The organism is Streptomyces sp. NPDC022552 (assembly GCF_055561875.1).
This window is the reverse complement of sequence record NZ_JBVHGJ010000018.1, coordinates 125,588-146,366: the sequence shown is the minus strand read 5'-3', so window position 1 is coordinate 146,366 and position 20,779 is coordinate 125,588. Positions and strand designations below refer to the sequence as shown.

20 protein-coding genes and 1 pseudogene are annotated in these 20,779 nt (G+C 71.9%); 10 read left to right on the top strand and 11 right to left on the bottom strand.

The genetic code is table 11. The features are described 5' to 3' along the window. The 4 genes and pseudogenes from ACZ3OF_RS32995 to ACZ3OF_RS32980 form a co-directional block, all read left to right on the top strand. Positions 1-94, top strand: a pseudogene (locus tag ACZ3OF_RS32995) (dihydrofolate reductase family protein); the annotation flags it as partial. 273 nt (positions 95-367) lie between these two features. Then, a complete protein-coding gene (locus ACZ3OF_RS32990) occupies positions 368-1,129 on the top strand; it encodes a hypothetical protein (RefSeq protein WP_361679109.1) in 762 nt (253 codons plus the stop codon). After that, positions 1,126-2,457 (top strand): phytanoyl-CoA dioxygenase family protein, encoded by a 1,332-nt coding sequence (locus ACZ3OF_RS32985; protein WP_361679112.1) that lies wholly within the window; start codon positions 1,126-1,128, stop codon positions 2,455-2,457. Before ACZ3OF_RS32990 ends, ACZ3OF_RS32985 begins: the two co-directional genes overlap by 4 nt. After that, positions 2,454-3,128, top strand: a complete 675-nt coding sequence (locus tag ACZ3OF_RS32980) for an FkbM family methyltransferase (protein WP_467308485.1) — start codon at positions 2,454-2,456, stop codon at positions 3,126-3,128. The genes ACZ3OF_RS32985 and ACZ3OF_RS32980 overlap by 4 nt, the downstream gene beginning before the upstream one ends. Positions 3,129-3,449: 321 nt before the next feature. Here ACZ3OF_RS32980 and ACZ3OF_RS32975 read toward each other — a convergent pair whose 3' ends face one another. From ACZ3OF_RS32975 to ACZ3OF_RS32960, 4 genes are all read right to left on the bottom strand, one after another. Then, positions 3,450-3,968 carry a hypothetical protein gene (locus ACZ3OF_RS32975; protein WP_361679117.1) on the bottom strand — a complete coding sequence of 173 codons (519 nt, stop codon included), beginning with the start codon at positions 3,966-3,968 and terminating at the stop codon, positions 3,450-3,452. Positions 3,969-4,105: 137 nt separating this feature from the next. Then, a complete protein-coding gene (locus ACZ3OF_RS32970; protein WP_361679120.1) occupies positions 4,106-5,263 on the bottom strand; it encodes a PI-PLC domain-containing protein in 1,158 nt (385 codons plus the stop codon). 88 nt (positions 5,264-5,351) lie between these two features. Further along, the gene (locus ACZ3OF_RS32965; protein ID WP_361679123.1) at positions 5,352-5,909 is read right to left on the bottom strand and encodes an HAD domain-containing protein; all 558 of its coding nucleotides are present in this window, start codon (positions 5,907-5,909) and stop codon (positions 5,352-5,354) included. A gap of 68 nt (positions 5,910-5,977) precedes the next feature. Continuing rightward, on the bottom strand, positions 5,978-8,224 hold the full coding sequence (locus tag ACZ3OF_RS32960) for an FUSC family protein (RefSeq protein ID WP_467308482.1): 2,247 nt from the start codon (positions 8,222-8,224) through the stop codon (positions 5,978-5,980). A gap of 146 nt (positions 8,225-8,370) precedes the next feature. Here ACZ3OF_RS32960 and ACZ3OF_RS32955 point away from each other — a divergent pair, with 146 nt between their 5' ends. Next, positions 8,371-9,174, top strand: coding sequence for a HEAT repeat domain-containing protein (locus tag ACZ3OF_RS32955; RefSeq protein WP_467308481.1), 804 nt, complete (start codon positions 8,371-8,373; stop codon positions 9,172-9,174). Positions 9,175-9,301: 127 nt separating this feature from the next. On the opposite strand, the gene ACZ3OF_RS32950 is transcribed toward ACZ3OF_RS32955, so the two are convergent. The 4 genes from ACZ3OF_RS32950 to ACZ3OF_RS32935 form a co-directional block, all read right to left on the bottom strand. Beyond that, the gene (locus ACZ3OF_RS32950; protein WP_361679131.1) at positions 9,302-10,447 is read right to left on the bottom strand and encodes a S1 family peptidase; all 1,146 of its coding nucleotides are present in this window, start codon (positions 10,445-10,447) and stop codon (positions 9,302-9,304) included. A 698-nt stretch (positions 10,448-11,145) separates the two neighbouring features. Beyond that, positions 11,146-11,430, bottom strand: coding sequence for a DUF3040 domain-containing protein (locus ACZ3OF_RS32945; RefSeq protein WP_361679134.1), 285 nt, complete (start codon positions 11,428-11,430; stop codon positions 11,146-11,148). Positions 11,431-11,521: 91 nt separating this feature from the next. Next, a complete protein-coding gene (locus tag ACZ3OF_RS32940; RefSeq protein WP_361679136.1) occupies positions 11,522-13,081 on the bottom strand; it encodes an MFS transporter in 1,560 nt (519 codons plus the stop codon). 215 nt (positions 13,082-13,296) lie between these two features. Further along, complete coding sequence (locus tag ACZ3OF_RS32935; RefSeq protein ID WP_361679139.1) at positions 13,297-13,728, bottom strand: hypothetical protein; 432 nt, start codon at positions 13,726-13,728, stop codon at positions 13,297-13,299. A 143-nt stretch (positions 13,729-13,871) separates the two neighbouring features. Between ACZ3OF_RS32935 and ACZ3OF_RS32930 the strand changes: the two genes are divergently transcribed. Continuing rightward, positions 13,872-15,050 carry a low temperature requirement protein A gene (locus tag ACZ3OF_RS32930; protein WP_361679142.1) on the top strand — a complete coding sequence of 393 codons (1,179 nt, stop codon included), beginning with the start codon at positions 13,872-13,874 and terminating at the stop codon, positions 15,048-15,050. An 84-nt stretch (positions 15,051-15,134) separates the two neighbouring features. Here the strand turns inward: ACZ3OF_RS32930 and ACZ3OF_RS32925 are convergent, their stop codons facing one another. Next, on the bottom strand, positions 15,135-16,175 hold the full coding sequence (locus ACZ3OF_RS32925; RefSeq protein ID WP_467308477.1) for a serine hydrolase domain-containing protein: 1,041 nt from the start codon (positions 16,173-16,175) through the stop codon (positions 15,135-15,137). A gap of 166 nt (positions 16,176-16,341) precedes the next feature. Between ACZ3OF_RS32925 and ACZ3OF_RS32920 the strand changes: the two genes are divergently transcribed. Next, complete coding sequence (locus ACZ3OF_RS32920) at positions 16,342-16,857, top strand: GNAT family N-acetyltransferase (RefSeq protein ID WP_361679148.1); 516 nt, start codon at positions 16,342-16,344, stop codon at positions 16,855-16,857. A 116-nt stretch (positions 16,858-16,973) separates the two neighbouring features. On the opposite strand, the gene ACZ3OF_RS32915 is transcribed toward ACZ3OF_RS32920, so the two are convergent. Beyond that, positions 16,974-17,714, bottom strand: coding sequence for a hypothetical protein (locus ACZ3OF_RS32915; RefSeq protein ID WP_361679151.1), 741 nt, complete (start codon positions 17,712-17,714; stop codon positions 16,974-16,976). Between the two features lie 257 nt (positions 17,715-17,971). Between ACZ3OF_RS32915 and ACZ3OF_RS32910 the strand changes: the two genes are divergently transcribed. From ACZ3OF_RS32910 to ACZ3OF_RS32900, 3 genes are all read left to right on the top strand, one after another. Further along, entirely contained in the window at positions 17,972-18,484 is a 513-nt protein-coding gene (locus ACZ3OF_RS32910) for a GtrA domain-containing protein (RefSeq protein WP_361679154.1), read from the top strand. A 140-nt stretch (positions 18,485-18,624) separates the two neighbouring features. Beyond that, positions 18,625-19,203 carry a suppressor of fused domain protein gene (locus ACZ3OF_RS32905; RefSeq protein WP_361679157.1) on the top strand — a complete coding sequence of 193 codons (579 nt, stop codon included), beginning with the start codon at positions 18,625-18,627 and terminating at the stop codon, positions 19,201-19,203. A gap of 110 nt (positions 19,204-19,313) precedes the next feature. Further along, complete coding sequence (locus ACZ3OF_RS32900; protein WP_467308473.1) at positions 19,314-19,913, top strand: GNAT family N-acetyltransferase; 600 nt, start codon at positions 19,314-19,316, stop codon at positions 19,911-19,913. Positions 19,914-20,218: 305 nt separating this feature from the next. Here ACZ3OF_RS32900 and ACZ3OF_RS32895 read toward each other — a convergent pair whose 3' ends face one another. After that, complete coding sequence (locus ACZ3OF_RS32895; protein WP_361679160.1) at positions 20,219-20,617, bottom strand: DUF5958 family protein; 399 nt, start codon at positions 20,615-20,617, stop codon at positions 20,219-20,221. Positions 20,618-20,779: the final 162 nt, after the last annotated feature.

The window sequence follows — 20,779 nt, the reverse complement described above, 5'->3', positions numbered from 1 at the left end:
CGCCACGGACAAGGACGCCCAGAAGCTGAAGCTGGTCGAGCACGAGGTGTACGCCAACGGCCTGCAGAAGCAGGTCTTCGACGTCGTCCGCTGACGGGGCGCCCGGGCCCGCCTGCGCGCCGCCCGTCCGCCGCCCGCCCGGCCGCGACAGCGACTGGGCGGGCGGGGACGCTCCTCGGGGACGGCCACGCGCCAGTAGTAGGCCAACCTGCGGATCTTCCGTCGTGACCCGTCCGGCCTGCGCTGTTCACCGCGGCACGGTGGATACATTCCGGTTCGGGCGCCGTCGGGCTCCGGCCGTGCCCCCGCCTATTCCAGCCGTGTGCGGGCGGGCGGCGGCGTTGTGACGAGTGAGAGCAGGCGTGGCGTGAAGCTCCAGGAGCGAGGGAAGGCGTCACTGAGCGACGCCGCGGCAGCGCGACGGGTGGAGGCCCTCTTCAAGGCCATGGCTGCGGACTTCCTCCTCCGGGAACAGTTCGTCACCGATCCGGCCCAGATCCTCGCGGAGTACGTACGGGGCGAGCGACTGGAGCGGCGTCAGGCGGAGGACACCAACCGGCTCATCCACGCGGTCATGTCCAACCCGGGACTCGTCCGCTGGATCCGGGACTTCGCGCGACAGCTCCGCCGGAACCGCCTGGAGCCGGGCTCCGGACTCGCCGACTTCGGGCGGGCGGTGATCGACAACGGGGCGGCGGACGTGGTGACCGCCCTGGTCGCCACCTCGGGCGAGGGCACCGGTGTCGTGGGGTTCGACGGGTCCCTGCTTCACGTCCTCGCCGACAGCAGCATCTTCGGCGTCGCCACGGCCACCGAGGTCAGCGGCACCCACATGTCGACCGGTGGCAGCGGGACGGATCCGCTGACGGAGTCGAGTGGTACGCATGTGTCCTTGCCGGCGGAGGCCGATCCGCTCACCGAGGTGAGTGGGACGCACATGTCCACGGGCGGTGGCGGGACGGATCCGCTGACGGAGTCGAGTGGTACACACGTCTCGTTGGCCATGAGCCGCGAGGAGGCGGGCCGGACCCTCGGGAACGGGGCCGGGGCCGTGGCGCTCGAGGCGCTCATGCGGTACTCCGTGGAACTGCGGGATCGCGGGCTGCTCGACCACCCCGACGGCGCATGACCACCCCCGCCGAAGCGGCCGACCGGGCCGATGCCGCACGGCCCGGGGCGCCCGAGGGCGACGAGAGCCGTGTCCGGGAACGGACGGTCGAGCTGATCGGGCTCGGCCGCGGCGACGCATGCCTCGACATGTGGCAGCGGCCCGAGACCGCCACCGAGGAGAATCTGGGGTGGCTCGACCGCATGGCCTGGCAGGCCATGGACGCCCGGGACTACGTCGCCGCGGGGGAGTGGGGCCGGTTGCTGGCCCTCGCCCGCTGGCGCAGCGGCGCCGACGCGGACGGACGCCGGTCGGTGGCGTGCGCGCCACTGCGACCGACACCCGTCTCCCGTCTCACCGTCGCCAAGCTGGCGCACGACATCGAGCAACTGCGGTACCTCCGTGGCCGCGGACTGCTCGGCGAGGGCTACGACACCGTCATCGCGGCGTACCGGGCGACCGCCGAACGGCTCATCGCGCAGGGGGACTTCGGGCAGGTGCCGCTGAGCGACGCGGACCGGGAGGCCATCGGGCACGTCTACAACCGGCTGCTCCATCTCGGTACCGCGCCCCGGCTGGACCGGGCGCTCGGCGACGGCTGGGACCGGCGGCAGGTCCAGGAGGCCTATCTCGGTGACGGCTGCGGCGTGGTCGTGATCGACGACCTGCTCACGCCGGAGGCGCTCACGAGCCTCCGCGCCTTCTGCCTGGAATCGACCGTCTGGTCGGCCAACCGATACGCCCACGGCCGGCTCGGCGCGTTCTTCCGGGACGGCTTCAACTGCCCGCTGCTGTTGCAGATCGCCGAGGAACTGGCGGACGCACTGCCCCAGGTCATCGGCGACCGCTACCCTCTCCGGCAACTGTGGGCCTTCAAGAACGGCGCCGAACTGCCCCGGTCGGGCCACACCCACGCCGACTTCGCGGCCGTCAACGTCAACTTCTGGATCACCCCCACCGAGGCGAACCTCGACCCCGGCAGCGGCGGCCTGATCGTGCACCGCGCCGACGCGCCACCCGACTGGGACTTCGACACGTACAACGGACGGCCCGACATCATCGGCTCCTACCTGGAGACCCGCCAGGTAGGAGCCGTCCGGATCCCCTACCGGGCCAACAGGGCCATCCTCTTCAACTCGGACCTTTTCCACGGCACCGACGGCATCCGGTTCCGGCCCGGCTACGAGAACCGTCGGATCAACATCACGATGCTGTACGGCGAACGCGCCGACGACGTCCACCACCGCAACCCGCAGGGCGACCACGGCTCAGGCGTCCGGGGAGCCGGAGGTGCGGCTGCCGCCTGGCGCTCGGGCGCGTTCGCCCGCGCCCGTTCGGGACGCGGATGAGCTCGCAGTACGGCCAGGACCTGTTCGTGCTCCAAGCGCTGAACGGGATGCGCGGAGGGTTCTTCCTCGACTCCGGAGCCTCCGACGGTGTGGACGCCAGCAACACCCACCTGCTGGAGACCGCCTACGGCTGGTCCGGGATCTGCGTAGAGCCGAATCCCCGGCTCTACGCGGAGCTCGTACGGAACCGCCGCTGCCAGAGTGTGAACTGCTGCCTCTACGACGAGCCGGGTGACGTCGACTTCGTCGAGGCCGGCACGGTCGGCGGCATCCTCGACGAGTACCACCCCGCCCTGCTGGACTGCGCGCGCCGAATGCTCGGCACCGCCCCCGACCTGCCGCCGCCGACCGTGCGCCGACCGGCGCGGACCGTCCGCTCCGTGCTGCGCGAGTACGGCGCGCCCCCGGTCGTCGACTACTGGAGCCTGGACACCGAGGGCGCCGAACTCGTCCTCCTGCAGAGCTTCCCCTTCGACGAGTTCGACGTCCGCGTGCTCACCGTCGAGCACAACTGGCTACCGGTCCGGGCGGACGTACGGCGCTTCCTCGAAGGCCACGGGTACCGGTGGGCGGGCGAGCTGGGATGTGACGACTGCTTCGTCCGGCCGACCGCCGACGTGGTGGTCAACCGCGCCTGGCGCAGCGGCGCGTGGCAGCGCCGCCGCACCTGACCGCGACCCGAGCAGGCCGTGCCGCGGGACGGGACAACATCGGCCGGTTTCGGGGTCGTCCAGACGACGTGGGCCGTTCCTCCCTCGGCCGCCAAGGCCTGCGCGATGCGGCGGTTCGTCTCCTGCCAGTCTTCCGCCGGGGCCTTCGGCAGTACGTCGCCCCACAGCGGCAGACAGATCCCGCGCAGTTGCAGCATGCCGGCCGGACGGGCGAAGAACCACACGTGGCACACACTCATGGCCAAAGCCTCGCACAGTGTGTATGGCCTGGTGGGGGTGGACTGTGGAGCTCTCCCGTCCGTTCGGCCGGGCCTCGGCGGGTCAATGGCCGGCGCCGGCCTTCACCAGGGCGATGGCCACGCCGATCGCCGCGTCGACGGCGCCCGCGATCAGGGCGAGGAGCCGGCCGCCGCCCATGCGCAGGCCGCCGATGAAGCCCCAGAGGAAGAGCGAGGCGATGGCCAGCCCCGCCGCCGTCAGGAGCGCCGTGTGGAGGCTCATGGCTCCGAGCGCGGAGAGGGCGATCATCACGCCCGGGGCCACCGCGCAGGAGAGGAGCGGGCTGCTGACGTAGAGCATGCGGCGCAGTTCGCTGCCCGTCGCGAAGCTGCGGTGCACCGTGCGGTGAGCCTGTTGGTCCGCCGTGAACGCGGCCAGCCACAGCGCGAGCGCCGTCGTCACGACGGTCGCCCCCGCCCCCGCCGGTCCGGCATGACCGGCGGTCAGACCCACGATCACGGCAATCATCGTGATCGTCGCGTAGATGCGCTCCTTGAGCCGGCTGGCAAGGGTGCCGGCCTCCGCCTCGGACGGTTCCCCCGACCGCGCATGCTCGGTCACTCGATCCCCTTCCGCGATCCTGTCCCTCAGCATGCCTGCCGGGATCGTCCGAAGCCGGTAACCACACCTGCCGGGGAGGGGCGGGGGATCCGCCCGACCGGCGGCCGGTCGGGCGGATCCCCGGGGTCGGTCGTACGTCAGGGGCGCGCGTTGAGCTCCGCGACGATCGAGGCAGGTGTGTGACCGCTGTTGTCCGAGAGGCGGTGGAAGTCGACGGAGACGAAGTTCGGGTCGCGGCCCCCGGCAGCGGGCCGGCATCGCTCGGCGATCCGGTTCCGCAGCTTGGCGCCGTTGTCGAGGGCCGCCGTGAGGACCGTGGGTACGTTGCGGTGGTGGCTCATCGTGAACAGCCGCCGGAACCCGGGCTCCTGGCGGTCCAGGGGCACGTCGGACCAGCGGGTGACGCAGGCGAGGTCGTTGCCCATGTCGCCGAGGCTCCAGAAGTTGCTGACCGTCCAGGCCCGGTCGTGCATGACGCCCAGGTGCTCACGGTCCGGACGGTCGGAGAAGATCAGCAGCCGCTTCCCGGCCGTGACGAGGTCGGCGACCTTGGGCCAGCCCTGCTGCCGTACGTTCCACGCGTCGGGCCGGAAGAGCAGCTCGGACAGCCCCCTGACCCTGCTCAGGGAGTTCCGCAGCTGGTCGGCGCTGACGTAGTCCTCGAGGAAGACGGTCACGACCTCCTGGGGGTTGGCGGCGAGGAAGTCCACCACGGTCTGCATGGAGCCGTGGAAGGACTGCCGGGGAAGGGCGTACGTGGCCCCGGCGAAGGTCTTGCAGTCGCCGTGGCACAGGTACACGTCGCTGGGGTAGCAGTCGCTGCCGAAGCTGATGACGCACAGCCAGGTGCTGCGCTCGTACCAGTGCGTGTCCAGGCTCAGGCCGCGGACGCCGTTGTTCAGCTGGGCACGGATCGACTCGGACTGGTTCACCGAACTCCAGCGGGAGTCCTCGTAGTTGGTGAACGCGTTGTGGGTGGTGAGGAAGGAGACCTCGTCGAGGCGGCGGTCGCCCCAACGTGCGGCCGCCGAGGCGGCCCCGACGGGGGTCCCGACGGCCTGGGTTGCGGCGACAGGGGCTCCGGCGGCCCGGGTTCCGGCGGAGGGGGCGCCCGCCGGGGCCGAGGCGGTCGCGAGAGTCGGTGTGCCCAGGAGGGTCAGCAGGAGGAGGAGTACGAAGGAATACCGCCCGGTTCTTCGCAGGGAAGCGGCGTGGGCGGTCCGTGGGCCGGATGCCGGTGCGGTGGTACGGAAGCGCCCACGTGCTCCCAACCGCAGCATGCTCATGCCAATCATGCGCCGGAGGGTAGCGCGCGGGCCGTCCAATCGCCCCCCAGCGGACGGGTACGGCCGATATCCGACGTCTCGCGAAGCGTCCGGGGTGTCACCCGGGCAGGGTCGTCGGCGGGCGGCCGAGCGCGCTCGCCCGCTCCGACCACGCCTGGAGCGCGGCGAAATCGGCGTCCGTGAGACCCCGACGCGGATCGACCCGGTGGAGCAGCGCCCGACCCTGGTGGTGGGCGGCGATCCAGGCGCGATCGCGGTCGGTGATCTCGTCGTCGACCCAGACGAACGGGCGCCCCGCTGCCCAGCCGGCCAGCGCGCGGGTCTTCCAGTGCAGACCGTTCCGCTCGTCCCGCTCGTCCACCGGGGACGGCTCGGGCCAGTTCACGACGGGCAGACGGGGCAGACCCAGACGTGGCGCGACGCAGTCGTTCGCGTCGGACATCCAGGTCGTGGCCCACACCAGCGCGCAGGGCAGCGCCGCGAGCCGAGGCCCGTGCGCGGGATCGATCCTGGCCAGAAGCGGGTTCGCGGCGGTCTCCCGCAGCGCGGGGCCACCCTCGTACGTCGGGTACTCACCCGGCGCCGCTCCGAAGGGAATGAGCGGTCCGTCGACGTCGAGGAAGAGGAGGGGGAGGGGGCGCACGGAGTCGGCCACGTCACCCACGGTATCCCCCTCGGCGGAGTCGACTCCCGTCGTGGCGCCGCCGGTGGGCCATGTGCGCCTCAAGGGCCCGTCGTCGCGCCCGTTCCGCCGTCCGGCCGGTCCGGGCCGCTTCCGGAGGTTTCCGTACCCCGGTCGGGTGTTTCCGCCGCCGTGGCCGCCGCGCTGTCCCGATCCCTCCTTTCCCCGAGCTCGCCCGTGATCCGTTCCAGGTCCGTCACCAGCGAGTCCAGCCACGACACCGCCGCGTAGTACTGCCAGGGTGCGCCCGGCGGTTCGGCCGAGAAGTCGTCGAAGGTCCGGGCCCGGAGCGGCACGGGGGTGTCCGGGGTGTCGCCGGTCGGGTCCATGCGCGCGGAGACCAGGAGCATGCCCGCCGCCACCCGGTCGCCGATCCGGGTGACCGCCTCGCTCGGATCCCGGTCCAGCGGCGGTACGACGACCGGCTCGGGCGGTACGAGCAGCCGATCGGCGCCCCACAGCGTGTGGTGGCCGGCCATGAGCGTGGCCTGCCAGTCGTATCGGCCGGAGGGCACCGCCAACCCCTTCGGCTCACTCTGGTACTGCGCGTACGCCGCCTCCGCCATGATCAGCGCGTGTTGCAGAGACCGGTGCCCCGGAGCGGTCAGCAGCGGTACGCGTGTTCCGCCGGCCGCGACCTGGGCGGTCGTCTCCACCGCGGTCTCCGCGGCGCGGCGCAGCAGGGTCGCCACCGCGCGCCGCAGCTCGTCATGGGCGCCCCGGGGCCAGGCGAGCAGCCCGAACACGGCGCCGATCGCGCTGCCCGCCAGTACGTCCAGGAGCCGGAACTCCGCGAGCTGCCAGGTCGCGGGTGCCAGCTGTGCGAAGACCAGGGCGATGACGACCGTGAACATCGCCTGCGACCAGCCCACGCCCTTCACCGGGCCCAGGGTGAAGGTGACCAGCATCAACGGGGGCAGCGCGGCCGCGTACACCTCTGTGTCCGTCCCGACGAGCGCCAGCAGCGTGGCGGCGACGAGCGCACCGACGAGGGTGCCGGTGAGCGCGACCCGCACCGTGCTCCTCGTTTCCCGGGCCGTCGTCCGGGTCAGGGTGAGAGTGGCGAGGAGCAGCCAGAAGCCGTGCGGGAGCGTGTCGAGGCCGGCGATGGCCCTGGCTGCGGCCAGCGCCAGGCTGATGCGGACGGCGTTCTGGAAGAAGACGGACCGCTGCCCCAGATGACCTGTCAGCCGCCGCCACCACAGCGCGGGCGCCCGCATCCGCGCGTACCAGAACCGCCCTGGCGCCGCTGTCGCCGCGGCCGCCCGCCCCCGTACGGCGATGTCCGCGGCGGTGGACATCGCCAGCGCGGCGTCGGCCACCTCCAGGGCCGCCGCATGGCGGCGCAGCTCGGCGGGCACGGCATCCCCGTCCGGGGGCTCCGCCGCCAAGGCCTGCCGCACCCGCCACAGCTCGGCGTGCGCGGCCGTTCCGGACCGCCCGCCCCGCAAACGGTCCGCGGTCTCCCGTGAGCTGTCCCGTACGGCGCGCAGCACGTCCAGCCCGGTCTCCGTCGGCGGGGGGCTGCCGGGCAACGGCTGGAGCATGGCCAGCCGCGCCAGCAATGTGCGGGCCGCGAGCCCGGTGTGGGCCAGGGCCCGGTCCCGTACGCTCGGCCCCGCGGGCCGCTCGGCCTCCGGAACCTGCGAGGACCGCAGGCCGTTGCTGAGTGGTCGCGCCGTGCGCAGGGTCGCGTCGGAGAGCGCGTACGGCGGAGAGGCCAGCGCGTCGGCGAAGCGCTCCGCGCAGTCGGCGGCCCGGGCGGCGCGCTCCCGGTAGGGAACGGTCGGTGGTGGATCGGGCAGCAGGAACGTCTCGGCGAGGATCAGCAGGGCGAGACCGACTGTGGCGCCCACCAGTCGATCGCCGAGCGAACCGGGGTCGTACGGCGGGAAGGACGGCAGGATGTACATCAACTGCAGCCCCGGCGCGGCGCCGGCCGGGCGGGGGCCGCCCACGGCGACGAAGGCCAGCACGAAGCCGATGACCAGCATGCCGACTGCGGCGCTCCACGTCCGTACGGAGAGATACGTGCCGATCGTGATCAGCACCCAGCAGACGGGCACCGCGGGCAGCAGGACCGCGGCCCGCTGTCGCCCGGTGCCGGGGATGTGCGACAGACCGGCCATCGAGACGGCGGCGAAGAGCGCGTAGGTGGCGGCGACGGAGGAGTCGAAGCCGTACAGGAACAGGTAGAAGCCGGCGCTCGCGGCGAGCGTGACCCGCACCGACCGCCGCGCCGCCGCCGCGTAGGCGGCCGGCAGCCGCAGCTTGGGAACGCCACCCATACCACCAGCATCACCCGCCCCGGCGCGTCCGGCGCGTCCGGCTAGCCCGGCCGGCGTCGGCTCGCCCGGAAGCTGCGGGGTGCCCGTCACTGCTGCCGATCGGCTGCCGACGTGGGTCTGGGAGCGGTCGCCTAACATGCCGGGGCATGGCGATGTTCGTGCATGTGACGTCGGCGGCGAACGCGCCGCGTATCAGGCGGTCCGGGATCCGGGCGGTGAGCCACGGACAGGGCGACGCGCGCGGCGTCTACTGCTTCCCGGTGCTGCCGTCGTACACCCTCACCCACCAGTGGCTGCGTGAACTGGCCCGGTTCGGCAGCAGGGGCGGGCTCGTGGCCGTCCACGTACGGCTGGACGACGGCGAGGACGTACTCGTCGGGCACTACGCGGACCGGGCGCGGCACACCCAATTCACCGTTCCCGCTGCCCAGGCGGTGAAACGGATCGCCGCACTGGACGATCCGCGTGGGTGGGAAGTGTTCGTACCCCGGGCGATCCGGCCGCGCGAGGTGCACCGGATACGCACCGCGCCACAGGTGGCGGGCTGGCGGTACCGACCGGACGCGCACGGCACGCGCCCCTGCACCTGCTTCGGCTGCCGGGTGCGCGGAGGGCACGGGGCACGGCGCCTGCGAGAGCGGCTGCCGCACCCGCTGGACGGCCCGCCGCCACCGGTCCGGGTGCTGCTCGCCAGGGTCGCGGCGGCCGGGGACCCGGGAGACCCGGCGGTGCTGCGGGAGGCACTGCACTGGCTCGGCATGCGCCGCCGGGGCCCGCTCGACCGGCTGACCCCCCTCGCCGCCCACCCCGACCCAGGGGTGCGGGAGGACCTGGTGTGGGCGGTCGCCGGTTGGTCCACCCCGGGGGTCGGTGAGCTGCTGGACGCGCTGGCGGACGACGCGCACGCGGACGTCCGGGAGGCGGTGGAGGCGGTGCGTGAGCCGGAGTGACGCCTGATACCCGAGGCCTGGCACCGCCGACCGCCGACCGCAGCCCGGCCGTGGTCGCCCACGGGCCTCCCTGGAACGGCGTCCGCTCCAGGGAGGCCCAGAGGCCCTGAGGCTTGTCGACGGCCTGTCAGGCGGTGTGCAGGGTCAGGCCGTACCGGCCGAGGATCTCGTTGACCGGCTGGAACCACGTCTCGCCGCCGGACGAGCAGTTGCCCCAACCGCCGGACGTGACGCCCTGCGCCTGGTCCCCGCTGATGAACGCGCCACCCGAGTCGCCGCCCTCGGCGCAGACGCTGGTCTTGGTCATCTGGTGGACGGCGCCCTGGCTGTAGTTGACCGTCTCGTTCGTCGCGAGGACGGTGCCGCAGTGCCACCGCGTCGTGGAGCCCGAGCGGCAGATCGACGCGCCCACCGGCGCCACCGCGGAGCCGCGGACGAGCCGATCAGGGACGGTACCCCAGCCGAGGACGACGGGCACGGTCCACCAGCCGCTGTGGATGCTCACGTAGGCGTAGTCGTCGCCGGGGAACGACGAGCCCTGGAACGTACCCATCGCGGAGCCGTCCCAGCCGCGCACCGCGGCCCCGGCCCGCCCGCAGTGACCGGCCGTCACGAATCCGCCGTGCACGGAGAAGCCGATGGAGCAGCGGACGTTACCGGTGTAGTACGGGTCGCCGCCGACGGTTCCGGCGGCGTACGTGCGTGGCGCCTGGGCCGCCTCGGCGACGGTGACGGGAGCGGTCGCGCGGGCCCGCTCGACGAAGGAGCGTACGGCGGGTGCGGAACGCTCGGACCGTACGACGGTGACGACGACGCTGTTGGCCCGTGGGTCGACGTGCCAGCCGGCGACGCCCGCCGGGGCGGCGAGCGCGTCCAGCCGGGACTTGGCCCGGTCCAGAGCGGCGGCACTGTGCCGGACCAGCCGAGTCTCGGCGCCCGACGCGCGTACCTCGGCCTCTTCGGACCGGTCGGTGAGCGCGACGACGAGCCGCCCGGCCGCCGGGTCGAACCACGAACCGCCGTAGTCGGGGCCCGCGGCCCGGCGAGCGTCCTCCTCGACGCCCGTCGCGGCCTTCTCGGCCCGCAGTCGTTCCTCGGCCTGCTCGGCCGTCAGGCCGAGATCCCGCCGCATGGCGTCCAGGAGCCCGGCGGATGCGGAGGGCGGCACGGGCGGGGGAGCGGCCTGCGCCGGTACGGCATGGGCGGCGCCGAGGCCGACGGTGATCAGCAGGGCCGCGAAGGCGGCGGGCAGGGGTCTGATGGTGCGTTTCACGAAGCCTCCAGGCGTGGGGGAGTCGAACGCATGAGAGCGCTCTCAGAACGCTTCAGGACGCCACGCTAACGGGAACGCCTTGTCAGGTCCATACCAGGAACCGGCCGTCTGGCGACGAGCCGTCGGCGACGCACGGAAAGGCGTCGCGGGGGGAGCCCGAACTCGCTCCTCTGGGCATCGCGCGGGCCGAACGGGCATGACGAGCAGACCAGTTCGGGCGGGCTGAAGCGAGGGCCGCGACGCTCTTGGCCGAACCCGGAGGGGGTGTGCGCGAGGTCTGCGCCGACCTGGGGCGGCGGCGGTCAGGGCGGAGGAGGGCTTGCGTGCGGCCCCGACGACGTCGTGGCCCGGGCATGGCCGGCGGAGGAGGCCGGCTGGGCGGCGGGAAGCCGGTGACGCGCTCGGCAGGGGGCGACGGCCGTGCGGGGCCCGGAGACAGCGGCCTCGTGGAGGGCCGCGAGAACACAACGGGGCTGCTCCTCGACCGACGCACGTCGGCGGAGGCCGACGCGGCATCAACCGGTCGTCAGCCGCCGTGGTCCCGCTTACGCGAAGCGACCGGGCTCGACTGGGCCCCGTTCAGCAGGAGTTCCGCTCGGGACGCGGCCGTCGAGCCGTACCGCCCGGCGATGCCGCACGCTCCTCCCCGCCGTTCTGCGGTCGCTTCACTGCGACCGTCGTACCCGATGTGCGACCGGTCACCAGGTCGAGGGGAGTCCGTCGTTCAGGTCGGGGGGTGTGGACGGGGCGCTCAGGACGGCGATCAGGATCAGCCCCAGGATGGCGATGACGGCCAGGACGACCGCTGCCACGACACGCGCGCGATGTCGCCGCGAGGCGTGGACCTCGCCGGGCGGCGTCGTCGGTTGCTTGGGGAACTGCTGGTTGAGCGCGTCCACCAAGGCCACGAGCGCCGGATCGTCGCGGCTGAGGTCCTGCTCGATCTCGGCAAGTATGCGCTGGTCATCCGCGGGGTGACTCATGACGACCGCCTCGGTTCGCCTCTGGTCCCCCGCACGCTCAAGTATTCCCGCTCGGCCGCACGCTGTCCTGGCCAGGCGGGCGCCGAGGCCACTACAAGGTGGGGGCGTCGCCCGAGGGAGGCCCCTGCGTGCCGTTGCCCGTCGAGCCCGTCGTGCCACGCGTCGGCTTCGTGGAATCCGTGCCGTGCGCCACCGACAGCGGCTCCGCGATGTCCTCCAGGGACCGGCGTTCCGCCTTCACGGCGAGGAACGCGGCCACGAGGCCGGCCGCGCACATCAGGCCCGCGCCGATCTGGAAGGCCAGGACCGTCTCGGACGGGACCCCCGACTCGGTGAGACTGGCGAAGATCAAGGGGCCGCTGATGCCGCCGGCGGCCGTACCGATGGCGTAGAAGAACGCGATGGCCATCGCCCGGGTCTCCATCGGGAAGACCTCCGAGACGGTCAGGTACGCGCTCGACGCGCCGGCCGACGCGAAGAACAGCACCACGCACCAGCAGGCGGTGAGCGTGGAGGCGGTGAGCACACCGCTGCCGAAGAGCCATGCCGTACCGAACAGCAGCACACCCGACAGGATGTACGTGGACGAGATCATGACGCGGCGACCGACCGTGTCGAACAGCTTGCCCAGGAACAGGGGGCCCAGGAAGTTTCCGGCGGCGATGACGGCGAAGTAGTAGCCCGTGTGGCCCGTCGGCACGTCGAAGAACGTGGTGAGGATCGTGCCGAAGCCGAAGGTGATGGCGTTGTAGAGGAACGCCTGGCCGACGAAGAGCGACAGGCCGAGCACGGCACGGCGCGGATAGCGGGTGAAGACCGTCCTCGCGATCAGCCCGAATCCGATGCTGCGGCGCTCGTGGATGGTGATCTCGGACTGCGGTGGAGGCAGCGGTCGGCCGTGCTCGCGCTCGATGTCCCGCTCGACCGAGGACACCAGTTTCTCGGCGGCCTCGCCACGGCCGTGGATGAACTGCCAGCGTGGACTCTCCGGCACGTTCCGCCGGACCAGCAGGATCACCAGCCCGAGGACCACTCCGAGGGCGAAGCTGAGCCGCCAGCCCATGTCGATCGCGAAGATGTCGGTGTCCAGCATCACGATGGAGAGCAGGGCGCCGCCGATGGCTCCGAGCCAGTAGCTGCCGTTGATGATCAGATCGACCCGGCCGCGGTACGTGGACGGGATCAGCTCGTCGATCGCGGAGTTGATGGCCGCGTACTCGCCCCCGATGCCGAAGCCCGTGAAGAAGCGGCAGAGGAAGAACCACCAGGACTCGAACGACAGCGCGGTGAGCGCGGTCGCCGCGAGGTAGACCGCGAGCGTGACCATGAAGAGCTTCTTGCGGCCGTAACGGTCGGTCAGCCAGCCGAAGAACAGGGCTCCGGAACACGCGCCCGCCACGTAGAGGGCGGCGGCGGTTCCGGTGACCTGGGCGGCCGTGATGTCCAGACCGCTGCCCTCCTCGGCGAGGCGGCCGGCGATGTTTCCGACGATCGTGACCTCGAGTCCGTCCAGGATCCAGACGGTGCCGAGACCGATCACGATCATCCAGTGCCAGCGTGACCACGGCAGGCGGTCCAGGCGGGCCGGCACGGCGGTGGTCACGGTGCCGGTGGAGCCGGGCACGGTGGCCGGATTCGATTCCCCGCTCATGACTCCCTCTCCGGTCGGGCGTCTCCTTCGTGTGCCCCGCCCGGGAGAGGAGACACCTCCATGGACCTGTGCGACGTGTTCAGGATGCGGGCGGCGGGGACGTTCCACCACAAGATCGCCACCGTTCGGGCGACGCGGAGTCGGCGGACCACCACCCCGACCCGCCGTCAGCTGTCGCCCCGTCCGTAACCGCCGAGACACTCCCGGAATGGTGGTCAGAGGGCGGTGAAGAGTTCCTCGGGTACGTCATCGAGGACGAAGCCGCTGTCGAGGCGCACACGGACCGTCACGCGGTCCTTCTGCCGTTGGTACGCCTGCCATGCGGGCTCCAACGAGGCGACCTGCTCCTCGAGTCGGCCTCGGCTCCCCACGGGCATCTGGTGGCCGAAGTCGTCGAGGAGCGACGTGAGCCGGATGTACTCGCGGACCTCGTGACTCTGATCGTTCTCGTACGAGTAGACCCGCTCGACGATGCCCTCGATCCCGGCCCCCAGGGACAGGGAACCGGTGACGGCGCCTCCGCTCTCCGAGGAGTCCCCGTCGGCGGAGGCGTCCGCGCGGACGTGGGGATCCTCGGCCACGGCCAACGAGCCGGTCAGCCTCAGTTCGGCCACCAGCCGCACCCGGCGTCCCTCGTTCAGCGTCATCGATCCCTCATCGCTCCTGGTCCGTCGGGCCGCGACCCCGTGAGCCGAGACGGCCGCGCCCGGGTCCTGTCATTAGGCCACAACGGCGCGGCGAGCGGCGCACCGCCCGGGACTCGCGGGTGATTCGTCCGATACTCACCGTCATGACCGTTCAGCCTGCCGCAGCGTCCGCCCGACCCCCGGACTCCACCGGCGAGTCCGAACGGCACGCCTCGTGGTTGGAGTTGTTCTTCGACCTGATCGCCGTCGCCGGCGTCGCCCAGTTGGCGCACCTGCTGCACGGCACCCCCGGCTACGCCGACCTCGCCCTGTACGGCGTGCTCTACCTGGCGTTCTGGACGGCGTGGATGTGCTTCACGACGTACGGGAACGTGGCGGCGGACAAGGTGCACACCCGCACCGTGCTCACCGGGATGTTCGGGCTCGCGGTCATGGCCGCGGCCGTGCCGGAGATCCGCTCGGAGCACGCGGACGCCTTCGCCCTGGCCTATGTCCTCGTCCGCCTGCTCGCCTCGCGGGTGTGGCAGGCGCGGGGCGAGGTACCGGCGGACTGGCCGATGGCGCAGCTCTCGGCCGGCGTCGTGCCATGGATCGTCTCGCTGTGGGCCGAGGCGCCCGACCGGTACTGGCTGTGGGCGGGCGGGCTCCTCATCGATCTGGGCTTCACGTTCGCCCTGTCGAGGAACCGGGTCATGGAGCAGCTCCAGAAGGATCAGGGAGAGCACCACCGGAGCCGCGAGGCGACCGGCGCGCTTCCCCGGGCCGCCCGTTTCGATCCGCGGCACCTGGACGAGCGGCTCGGCCTGTTCACCCTGATCGTGCTCGGTGAAGGCATCGCGCAGAGTGTGGACGCGGCCTCCGAGGCCGAGTGGAACGCGAAGCTGTGCACCCTGGCGGTGGGGTCGTTCGCGCTGCTGCTGGCGCTGTGGTCGCTGGCGGTACGCCGGTCGAGCGGGGTGCCTCTCCTCGGATCCGGAGTGCTGCCACCCCGGTTCTCGCTGCCCCTGCACTGCGTGACGACGGGAGCCCTCGCCTCCCTGGCCGCCGCGCTCGGCGCGGCGGTGGAGCACGCGGAGGGGCGGCTGCCGCATGGGATGCGCTGGCTGATGTGCGGCGCCATCGCCGTGTTCCTGGGTGTCGGGGCGCTGGCCGGCGCGCTGTCGGGGCGGGGCACCCGGTGGATCGTGGCGGTCGGGCTGCCCATGGTCGCGGCGCCGCTGCTCCTCGCCGCCTTCGCCGGACGGTGGGCGCCGGGGTCGCTGGTGTGGGCACTCGTCCTGGTGGCGCGCTGGAACTGGATCTACGACAAGCGCTTCGCGTGAGGCCCAGGTGCGCGAGGGCCCGAGCTCGGAAGGCAGACCGTCGCGCGGGGGCTGGCAGTGCGGGTCTCAGGCGGGGAGATGATCTCAGGAGTGCGATGCCTGCAACGTACGCAGGAGTTCGAACGCCGGTTTGTCCACCGTACGCCGGGTGTTGCTCAGGACGGCCACGGCGACGCCCTTCTCGGGGTCGAAGCCCGCGAAGGAACTGAAGCCGCCAGTACCGCCGTTGTGCCAGATCTGGACGTGGCCGCCCTGGCGGGGGTGGAGCCGGTGCGCCATCCAACCGAGGTGCACCCAGGCGAAGGGGCTCCGGCGGTGCTCGACCTCCCGGGTGAGACGGACCGCCTCCGCGAGTGCGGCGGGCGCCTCGTCCCACTGGGCCCTGAGGTACGTGACCAGGTCGGCCGCCGTCGAGCGCAGCGCCCCCGCCCCGGCCAGGTCGGCCAGGTGCCAGGGCGGACGGGGCCGTCGGCGGTGATCGTGTCCCTGCGCCGCTCTCGCCGTACGGGAGCCGTCCACCGTCACCGTCGTGTCCGTCATGCCGAGCGGGGCGCAGATCAGGTCCGTGATCAGCCGCTCGTAATCCGTACCGGACCTATGGGCGAGAGCCAGGCCGAGGAGGCCCGCTCCGAGGTTCGAGTATCGGAACCGCCGGCCCGGGGTGGCGCCGAGGCGGGTGCGGGCCAGGCCGGACAGCAGGACGTCGGCTGTGCAGTCGGCGTACGGATCCGGTGTGCCGGGACGCAACAGCGCCTTGAGCAGCATGCCCTTGGGCAGACGGGGCAGCCCCGAGGTGTGGGTGGCCAGATGCCGCAGGGTGATCGTCTCGTCGTTCCGCGTCGGCACCGTCGTGCCGTGGGGCAGGAGCTCGGACAGCGGGTCGTCGAGCCGCACGGTTCCTGTCGTCACCATCCGCGCCAGGGCGAGCGCGGTGAAGGTCTTGGTCACCGAGCCGATCTCGAACAGCGTGTCCGGGCCCGGAGTACCGCCGTGGTCCGTGGCCGTGCGGCCCGCACCCCTGATCGTGACGTCGTCGCCGGCGACAGCGGCCACCACCACGCCGACGTGCTGTGCGGTGAGCCGGTCCGCGGTGCACTGCGCGAGTGCGCCGAGTTCGTCTGCCATGAACGCCAGCATGGTGCCGCCCGGCGCTCTCCGACTGATCCCTGATGATGATTTCCGGCCCGGGCCGTCCGACCTGAGCAGGAGCACGGCGCGGTTCCGGACCCCGCGCGGGGCGAGGTGCAGGCAGGGAGGGAGACGCCGGGTGTCGGGGCGTAGAGTCCGGGACATGACCGAGCTGTACGGCGCCTCCGTCGTCCTCCGCACCGCTGTCGCCGAGGACGTCCCGGCCCTCGCGGCCATCCGGGCCACACCGGAGGTACGGGAGCGATGGCGCGGCGAGGAGGACCTGGCGGCGGAGGTCGCCGCCGACCTGGACGACCCCGATGTCCGCTGCCTGACGATCCGTCACGAGGGCAGGATCGTCGGGATGATCCAGTGGTACTCCGAGGACGAGCCCGACTACCGGCACGCCGGCATCGACCTCTTCCTCGACCCTTCGGTGCACGGCATCGGCCTGGGCACCGACGCCGTGCGCGCCCTGGCCGCGCACCTCGTCGACGATCACGGCTACCACCGGCTCGTGATCGATCCCGCCGCAGACAACGCGGCGGCGATCCGCTGCTACGGGAAGGTCGGTTTCCGCGAGGTCGGCGTGATGCGCCGGTACGAGCGGGGTGCGGACGGCACCTGGCACGACGGCCTGCTGATGGACCTCCTGGCGGACGAACTGGTGCGACGCTGACGCCGGACGCCGGGCTCGCCCTGAGGGATCGGGTGCGGCCGGCGGTCTGGATGGGTCGGACGCCGCGCTGTCCGGACCGACCGCCTCGCGCGACATGAACCGGCACGGATGCCCCGTCAGACCTCCGGCAGTACGAGCCAGGTCTCGGAGAGCGAGAGCCCGTGCCCGTCACTCGCCACCCCGCACGGGCAGCCCAGCGTGACCCGACGCCAGTCGCAGGTCACGGTCCACGGGCCGTCCTTGCGTCCGCACCCTGGGCAGGCGACGGTCTCAGCCGTCCACACCCCCGGCGCGGGTCTGCCGTAGCGGCGGAATCCGCCCTCGTACCGGACCTGCCAGGGCTCTGCCGACGGTGTGACCGGGACACCTCCGGGCGCGCCGGTCGCGGCGAGGGTGGTGAACAGCGAGGCCAGGTCAGGCAGCAGAGCTTCGCCCGCCTCGGTCGGTGGCGCCGCGCCCTGCGCCGTCCCTGGCGCGATTCCGTACCTCGGAGCCGCCGCCGCGGGCGATGGGTTCGGAGACGCCTGCCAGGCCGTCAGGGCGCGGGCGACCGCGGCCAGCAGGGCGGCGAGGGGCGGGCTGACCGCGCCTGCGTCGAGATGGTGGACGGCCGTCCGGAAGATGCGTTGCAGTCTCCGGTCCCGGTCCGTCGCCCGAGTCCGCGCCGCTTCGCCTTGCCGGGTCGGGAGCGGGGCGGTGAGGCGGGCGAGGACGCGGTCCGCGGCCTCGGCGTCCGCCGGCGAGAGGCGCCACTCGCCGGCCGCGAGGAGTTGCCGGGCTCGCCCGGCCTCGAGGGTGAGGGCTCGCGTCGGTAGCGGACCCGCTGCCACCCCCGGGCCTCCGTGAACGTCTGCCATTGCTTCCCCTTGCTGGCATCGATGAGCAGTCCACATCCCATCACGGCGCCTGATTTGGTCGCACTGGCGCCGGAACGATATGGCATCTGACCTGCAATGTCATTCCGAAGTCGAAACCAGAAGAGCCACCCGGCGCCAAATATGGCTCGCAATGGCGCCATCAATGCGCCATGATGGCATCATGGAGAGCGCGCCCCGGCCTCGCAGGCCGAGGGGAGTGCGCGTTTCGCGGGGTAGCCATCAAAAGGGGTCGGACCATGGAGACAGTGCAGAGCCGGCGGCACGCGGCACCAGGCGCCTTCGCCGCCTTCGCGCGCTTCGTGGTCTGCGGCGGCGGGGTGGGGCTGGCCTCCAGCTTCGCGGTGACGGCGCTCGCCTCCTGGATCCCCTGGGTCCTGGCCAACGCCCTGATCACCGTGGTCTCCACGCTCCTCGCCACCGAGCTGCACGCCCGCTTCACCTTCGGCGCGGGCGGGCGGGCGACCTGGCGCCAGCATGTCCAGTCGGCCGGATCTGCGGCGGCCGGTTACGCGATGACCTGCGTGGCGATGCTGGTCCTTCAGCTGTTGGTCGCGGCGCCCGGTGCGGTGCTGGAACAGGTCGTCTACCTGTCCGCCTCCGCGCTCGCCGGTGTCGCGCGGTTCGCGATCCTGCGCCTCGTCGTCTTCGCCCGCAACCGCTCGCAGTCCGCGACCCCCGCCCCCGCCCCCGCGACGGTAGCCCGCACCACGGCCGCGCCCGTCCCGTCGGCACTCTGCCGCGCAGCCTGACCGTTCCGCTGCCCGGCGGCATGGGTCGGCGATCCCGAGGACCCGTCGTCGACCATCGAGGGCACCGTGCGAAGGCCCTGTGATCAGGAAGGCGCTGACCCCAGCTGATGGGCTGCGGCGGCCTCGGGCATCATGATCGGATGCCGGACAATGCCGCACGCGCTGCTCTTCTCGATCACCTCCGTCGGACACTCCCGGGTCGCGTCATCGATGAGGTCCAAGGTGTGGATGGGCCCATCGAGGATCGCGTGCCCGGATTCCGGGTGTTCCGGATTCATCCCGCGTATCCAGGCGACTGGTGGCTGTATGTGACGTCGGGCTGTTGGGAGGCGAGTCAGTTCGACGGCCATGGCACGGAGTTCTTTCTCGCGGCGCCGCGCGACGAATGGATCAACCTGGAGAGCGTCACTGTCAACGCGTACTACCACTGCGGACCGGTGCACCAGCGACTCGACGTCGGACACACCGTCCCCATCGGCCGACCGTGGATCGATGACTCCGACTGCGACCACTATCTGGTGAGCCTGCCGTATCCCTTCGGACCCGACTTCGAGGTCTGCGCCTGGGAAGGCGGAGCCCATGCCCGCATCCTGTGGCTGTTGCCGATCACCGAAGCGGAGAAGGATTTCCGTCGGGAGATGGGACTCGAGGCACTTGAAGCCCGTTTCGATGAGCAGGCGATCGACCCCGTCGATCCAAAGCGAGCGTCCGTGGCCTGAGACGGGCGGGCGGCATGGCCTGAGGGCCGCCGGTCCGGGCGCCCTCGGCGTGACGCCCCGGTGCGCAATTGCCTCGCGCATGAGCCGCCCCGCGATCTACCCTCGCGGCCATGACGTCACACGATGCGCCTGAAGGCTCCCGGATCGCTCCCGGTGGTGCCGGGCTGGTGATCCGGCAAGAGACCGCTGACGATCACCGAGATGTGCGCGAGGTTCACACGCGCGCCTTCGGTGACAGCGATCGGGTTCCCGGGCTCGTGGAGGCACTTCGCGTTGCGGAGGCTGCATTGCCGCCGATGTCCTTTGTCGCTGTCGTCGATGACCGGGTCGTCGGGCATGTCCTGCTGAGCGCGACGCGGTTGGACGCTCCGCGCCGGATCGTGGACGTCCTGTCGCTGTCACCGCTGGGCGTGGTCCCGGAGTTCCAGCGTCAGGGCATCGGGTCGCGGCTCATCGCCCACGCCCTCGAGGCGGCCGACAGCCAGGGCGTGCCGTTGGTGTTCCTGGAGGGTTCGCCGCACTACTACGGCACGCGCGGCTTCGAGGGTGCCAGCGCGGTGGGCTTCCGTTCGCCGTCGCTGCGTATCCCTGAAGCCGCTTTTCAGGTCGCCCGGTTGTCCGCCCACGAGCCGTGGATGACGGGCACCTTCGTCTACTCAGACGTCTTTTGGGCCTACGACTGCGTCGGCCTGCGCGACCCCGAGGACTGAGGAGCTGCCCGACTCGACTTGCCTTCATGTGGCCCCTGGCCGAGCTGTTCGACATCGCCCGGTGCACCGGGTTCCGCCTGAGCACCCTGGCCAGCGTCTTCGCGGCACCGAAACCCAGGTCCGCCGACCCGCCGCCCACGGGCCGGAAACGGCAAGCTCAGTACCCGTATCCGATGCCCTCGGAGGAGGCGGGTTCTGGAACGCGAGCCGTTGCCCTCTCTGATGACGCCGAGCGCAGAGACGTTCCTTCAACCTCCGGATCACCCACACCCAGAGGAGGCCGCGACGGTCGGCGGCCGACGGAATCAGTCGGCGGCGGTCAACCCGTGCCACCAGTGGCCGCACCCGTCGGAGCAGAAGCGTTCGCGTCGTCGTTCGTCGGCGATCGCGAGCACCGCGACCAGTAGCCGGAACGCCTTGCGGCGTTCGTCGAGAGGGGTGAGCGAGGCGATCTTCCCCAACTGGTGATCGATCCGGCCGCGTGTGATCAGCACTGCAGGCGTGTGTGTCGGACGAAGCCCGGCCCGGCGGATGGCCTCAGGTCCGTCTTCGGTGACGGCGCGCGCCTGGACACAGTGGTGGCGCAGGAACAGCAAGACCGTGGACTGCTCCTCGGAGCCGAGTGCGTCGAACCATTCGACGCCCTCTGTCATCGGGCGCAGTCCCTGCGCGAGCTCGTTGAGGATGACGTCGCGTTCGGTCATGACTTTATCTCCCCCTCAGGCATGGGGTGCTTCGGCGCGGAACGGCGGTCAGTAGAAACCGGACGACAAGGCGCACATGGGCATCCGGCCTGCACGGCTCGTGCCCGGGCATCTGCTTTTCGCCGGCCTGGCATACCACGTCCGTTCCAGCACGCCAGGCGT

Coding starts and splice junctions, on each gene's coding strand:
- ACZ3OF_RS32905 (WP_361679157.1), top strand. CDS start 18,625: ATGCCGGACAATGCCGCACGCGCTGCTCTTCTCGATCACCTCCGTCGG.
- ACZ3OF_RS32980 (WP_467308485.1), top strand. CDS start 2,454: ATGAGCTCGCAGTACGGCCAGGACCTGTTCGTGCTCCAAGCGCTGAAC.
- ACZ3OF_RS32985 (WP_361679112.1), top strand. CDS start 1,126: ATGACCACCCCCGCCGAAGCGGCCGACCGGGCCGATGCCGCACGGCCC.
- ACZ3OF_RS32960 (WP_467308482.1), bottom strand. CDS start 8,224: ATGGGTGGCGTTCCCAAGCTGCGGCTGCCGGCCGCCTACGCGGCGGCG.
- ACZ3OF_RS32920 (WP_361679148.1), top strand. CDS start 16,342: ATGACCGAGCTGTACGGCGCCTCCGTCGTCCTCCGCACCGCTGTCGCC.
- ACZ3OF_RS32955 (WP_467308481.1), top strand. CDS start 8,371: ATGGCGATGTTCGTGCATGTGACGTCGGCGGCGAACGCGCCGCGTATC.
- ACZ3OF_RS32930 (WP_361679142.1), top strand. CDS start 13,872: ATGACCGTTCAGCCTGCCGCAGCGTCCGCCCGACCCCCGGACTCCACC.
- ACZ3OF_RS32915 (WP_361679151.1), bottom strand. CDS start 17,714: ATGGCAGACGTTCACGGAGGCCCGGGGGTGGCAGCGGGTCCGCTACCG.
- ACZ3OF_RS32925 (WP_467308477.1), bottom strand. CDS start 16,175: ATGGCAGACGAACTCGGCGCACTCGCGCAGTGCACCGCGGACCGGCTC.
- ACZ3OF_RS32940 (WP_361679136.1), bottom strand. CDS start 13,081: ATGAGCGGGGAATCGAATCCGGCCACCGTGCCCGGCTCCACCGGCACC.
- ACZ3OF_RS32895 (WP_361679160.1), bottom strand. CDS start 20,617: ATGACCGAACGCGACGTCATCCTCAACGAGCTCGCGCAGGGACTGCGC.
- ACZ3OF_RS32945 (WP_361679134.1), bottom strand. CDS start 11,430: ATGAGTCACCCCGCGGATGACCAGCGCATACTTGCCGAGATCGAGCAG.
- ACZ3OF_RS32970 (WP_361679120.1), bottom strand. CDS start 5,263: ATGATTGGCATGAGCATGCTGCGGTTGGGAGCACGTGGGCGCTTCCGT.
- ACZ3OF_RS32910 (WP_361679154.1), top strand. CDS start 17,972: ATGGAGACAGTGCAGAGCCGGCGGCACGCGGCACCAGGCGCCTTCGCC.
- ACZ3OF_RS32935 (WP_361679139.1), bottom strand. CDS start 13,728: ATGACGCTGAACGAGGGACGCCGGGTGCGGCTGGTGGCCGAACTGAGG.
- ACZ3OF_RS32900 (WP_467308473.1), top strand. CDS start 19,314: ATGACGTCACACGATGCGCCTGAAGGCTCCCGGATCGCTCCCGGTGGT.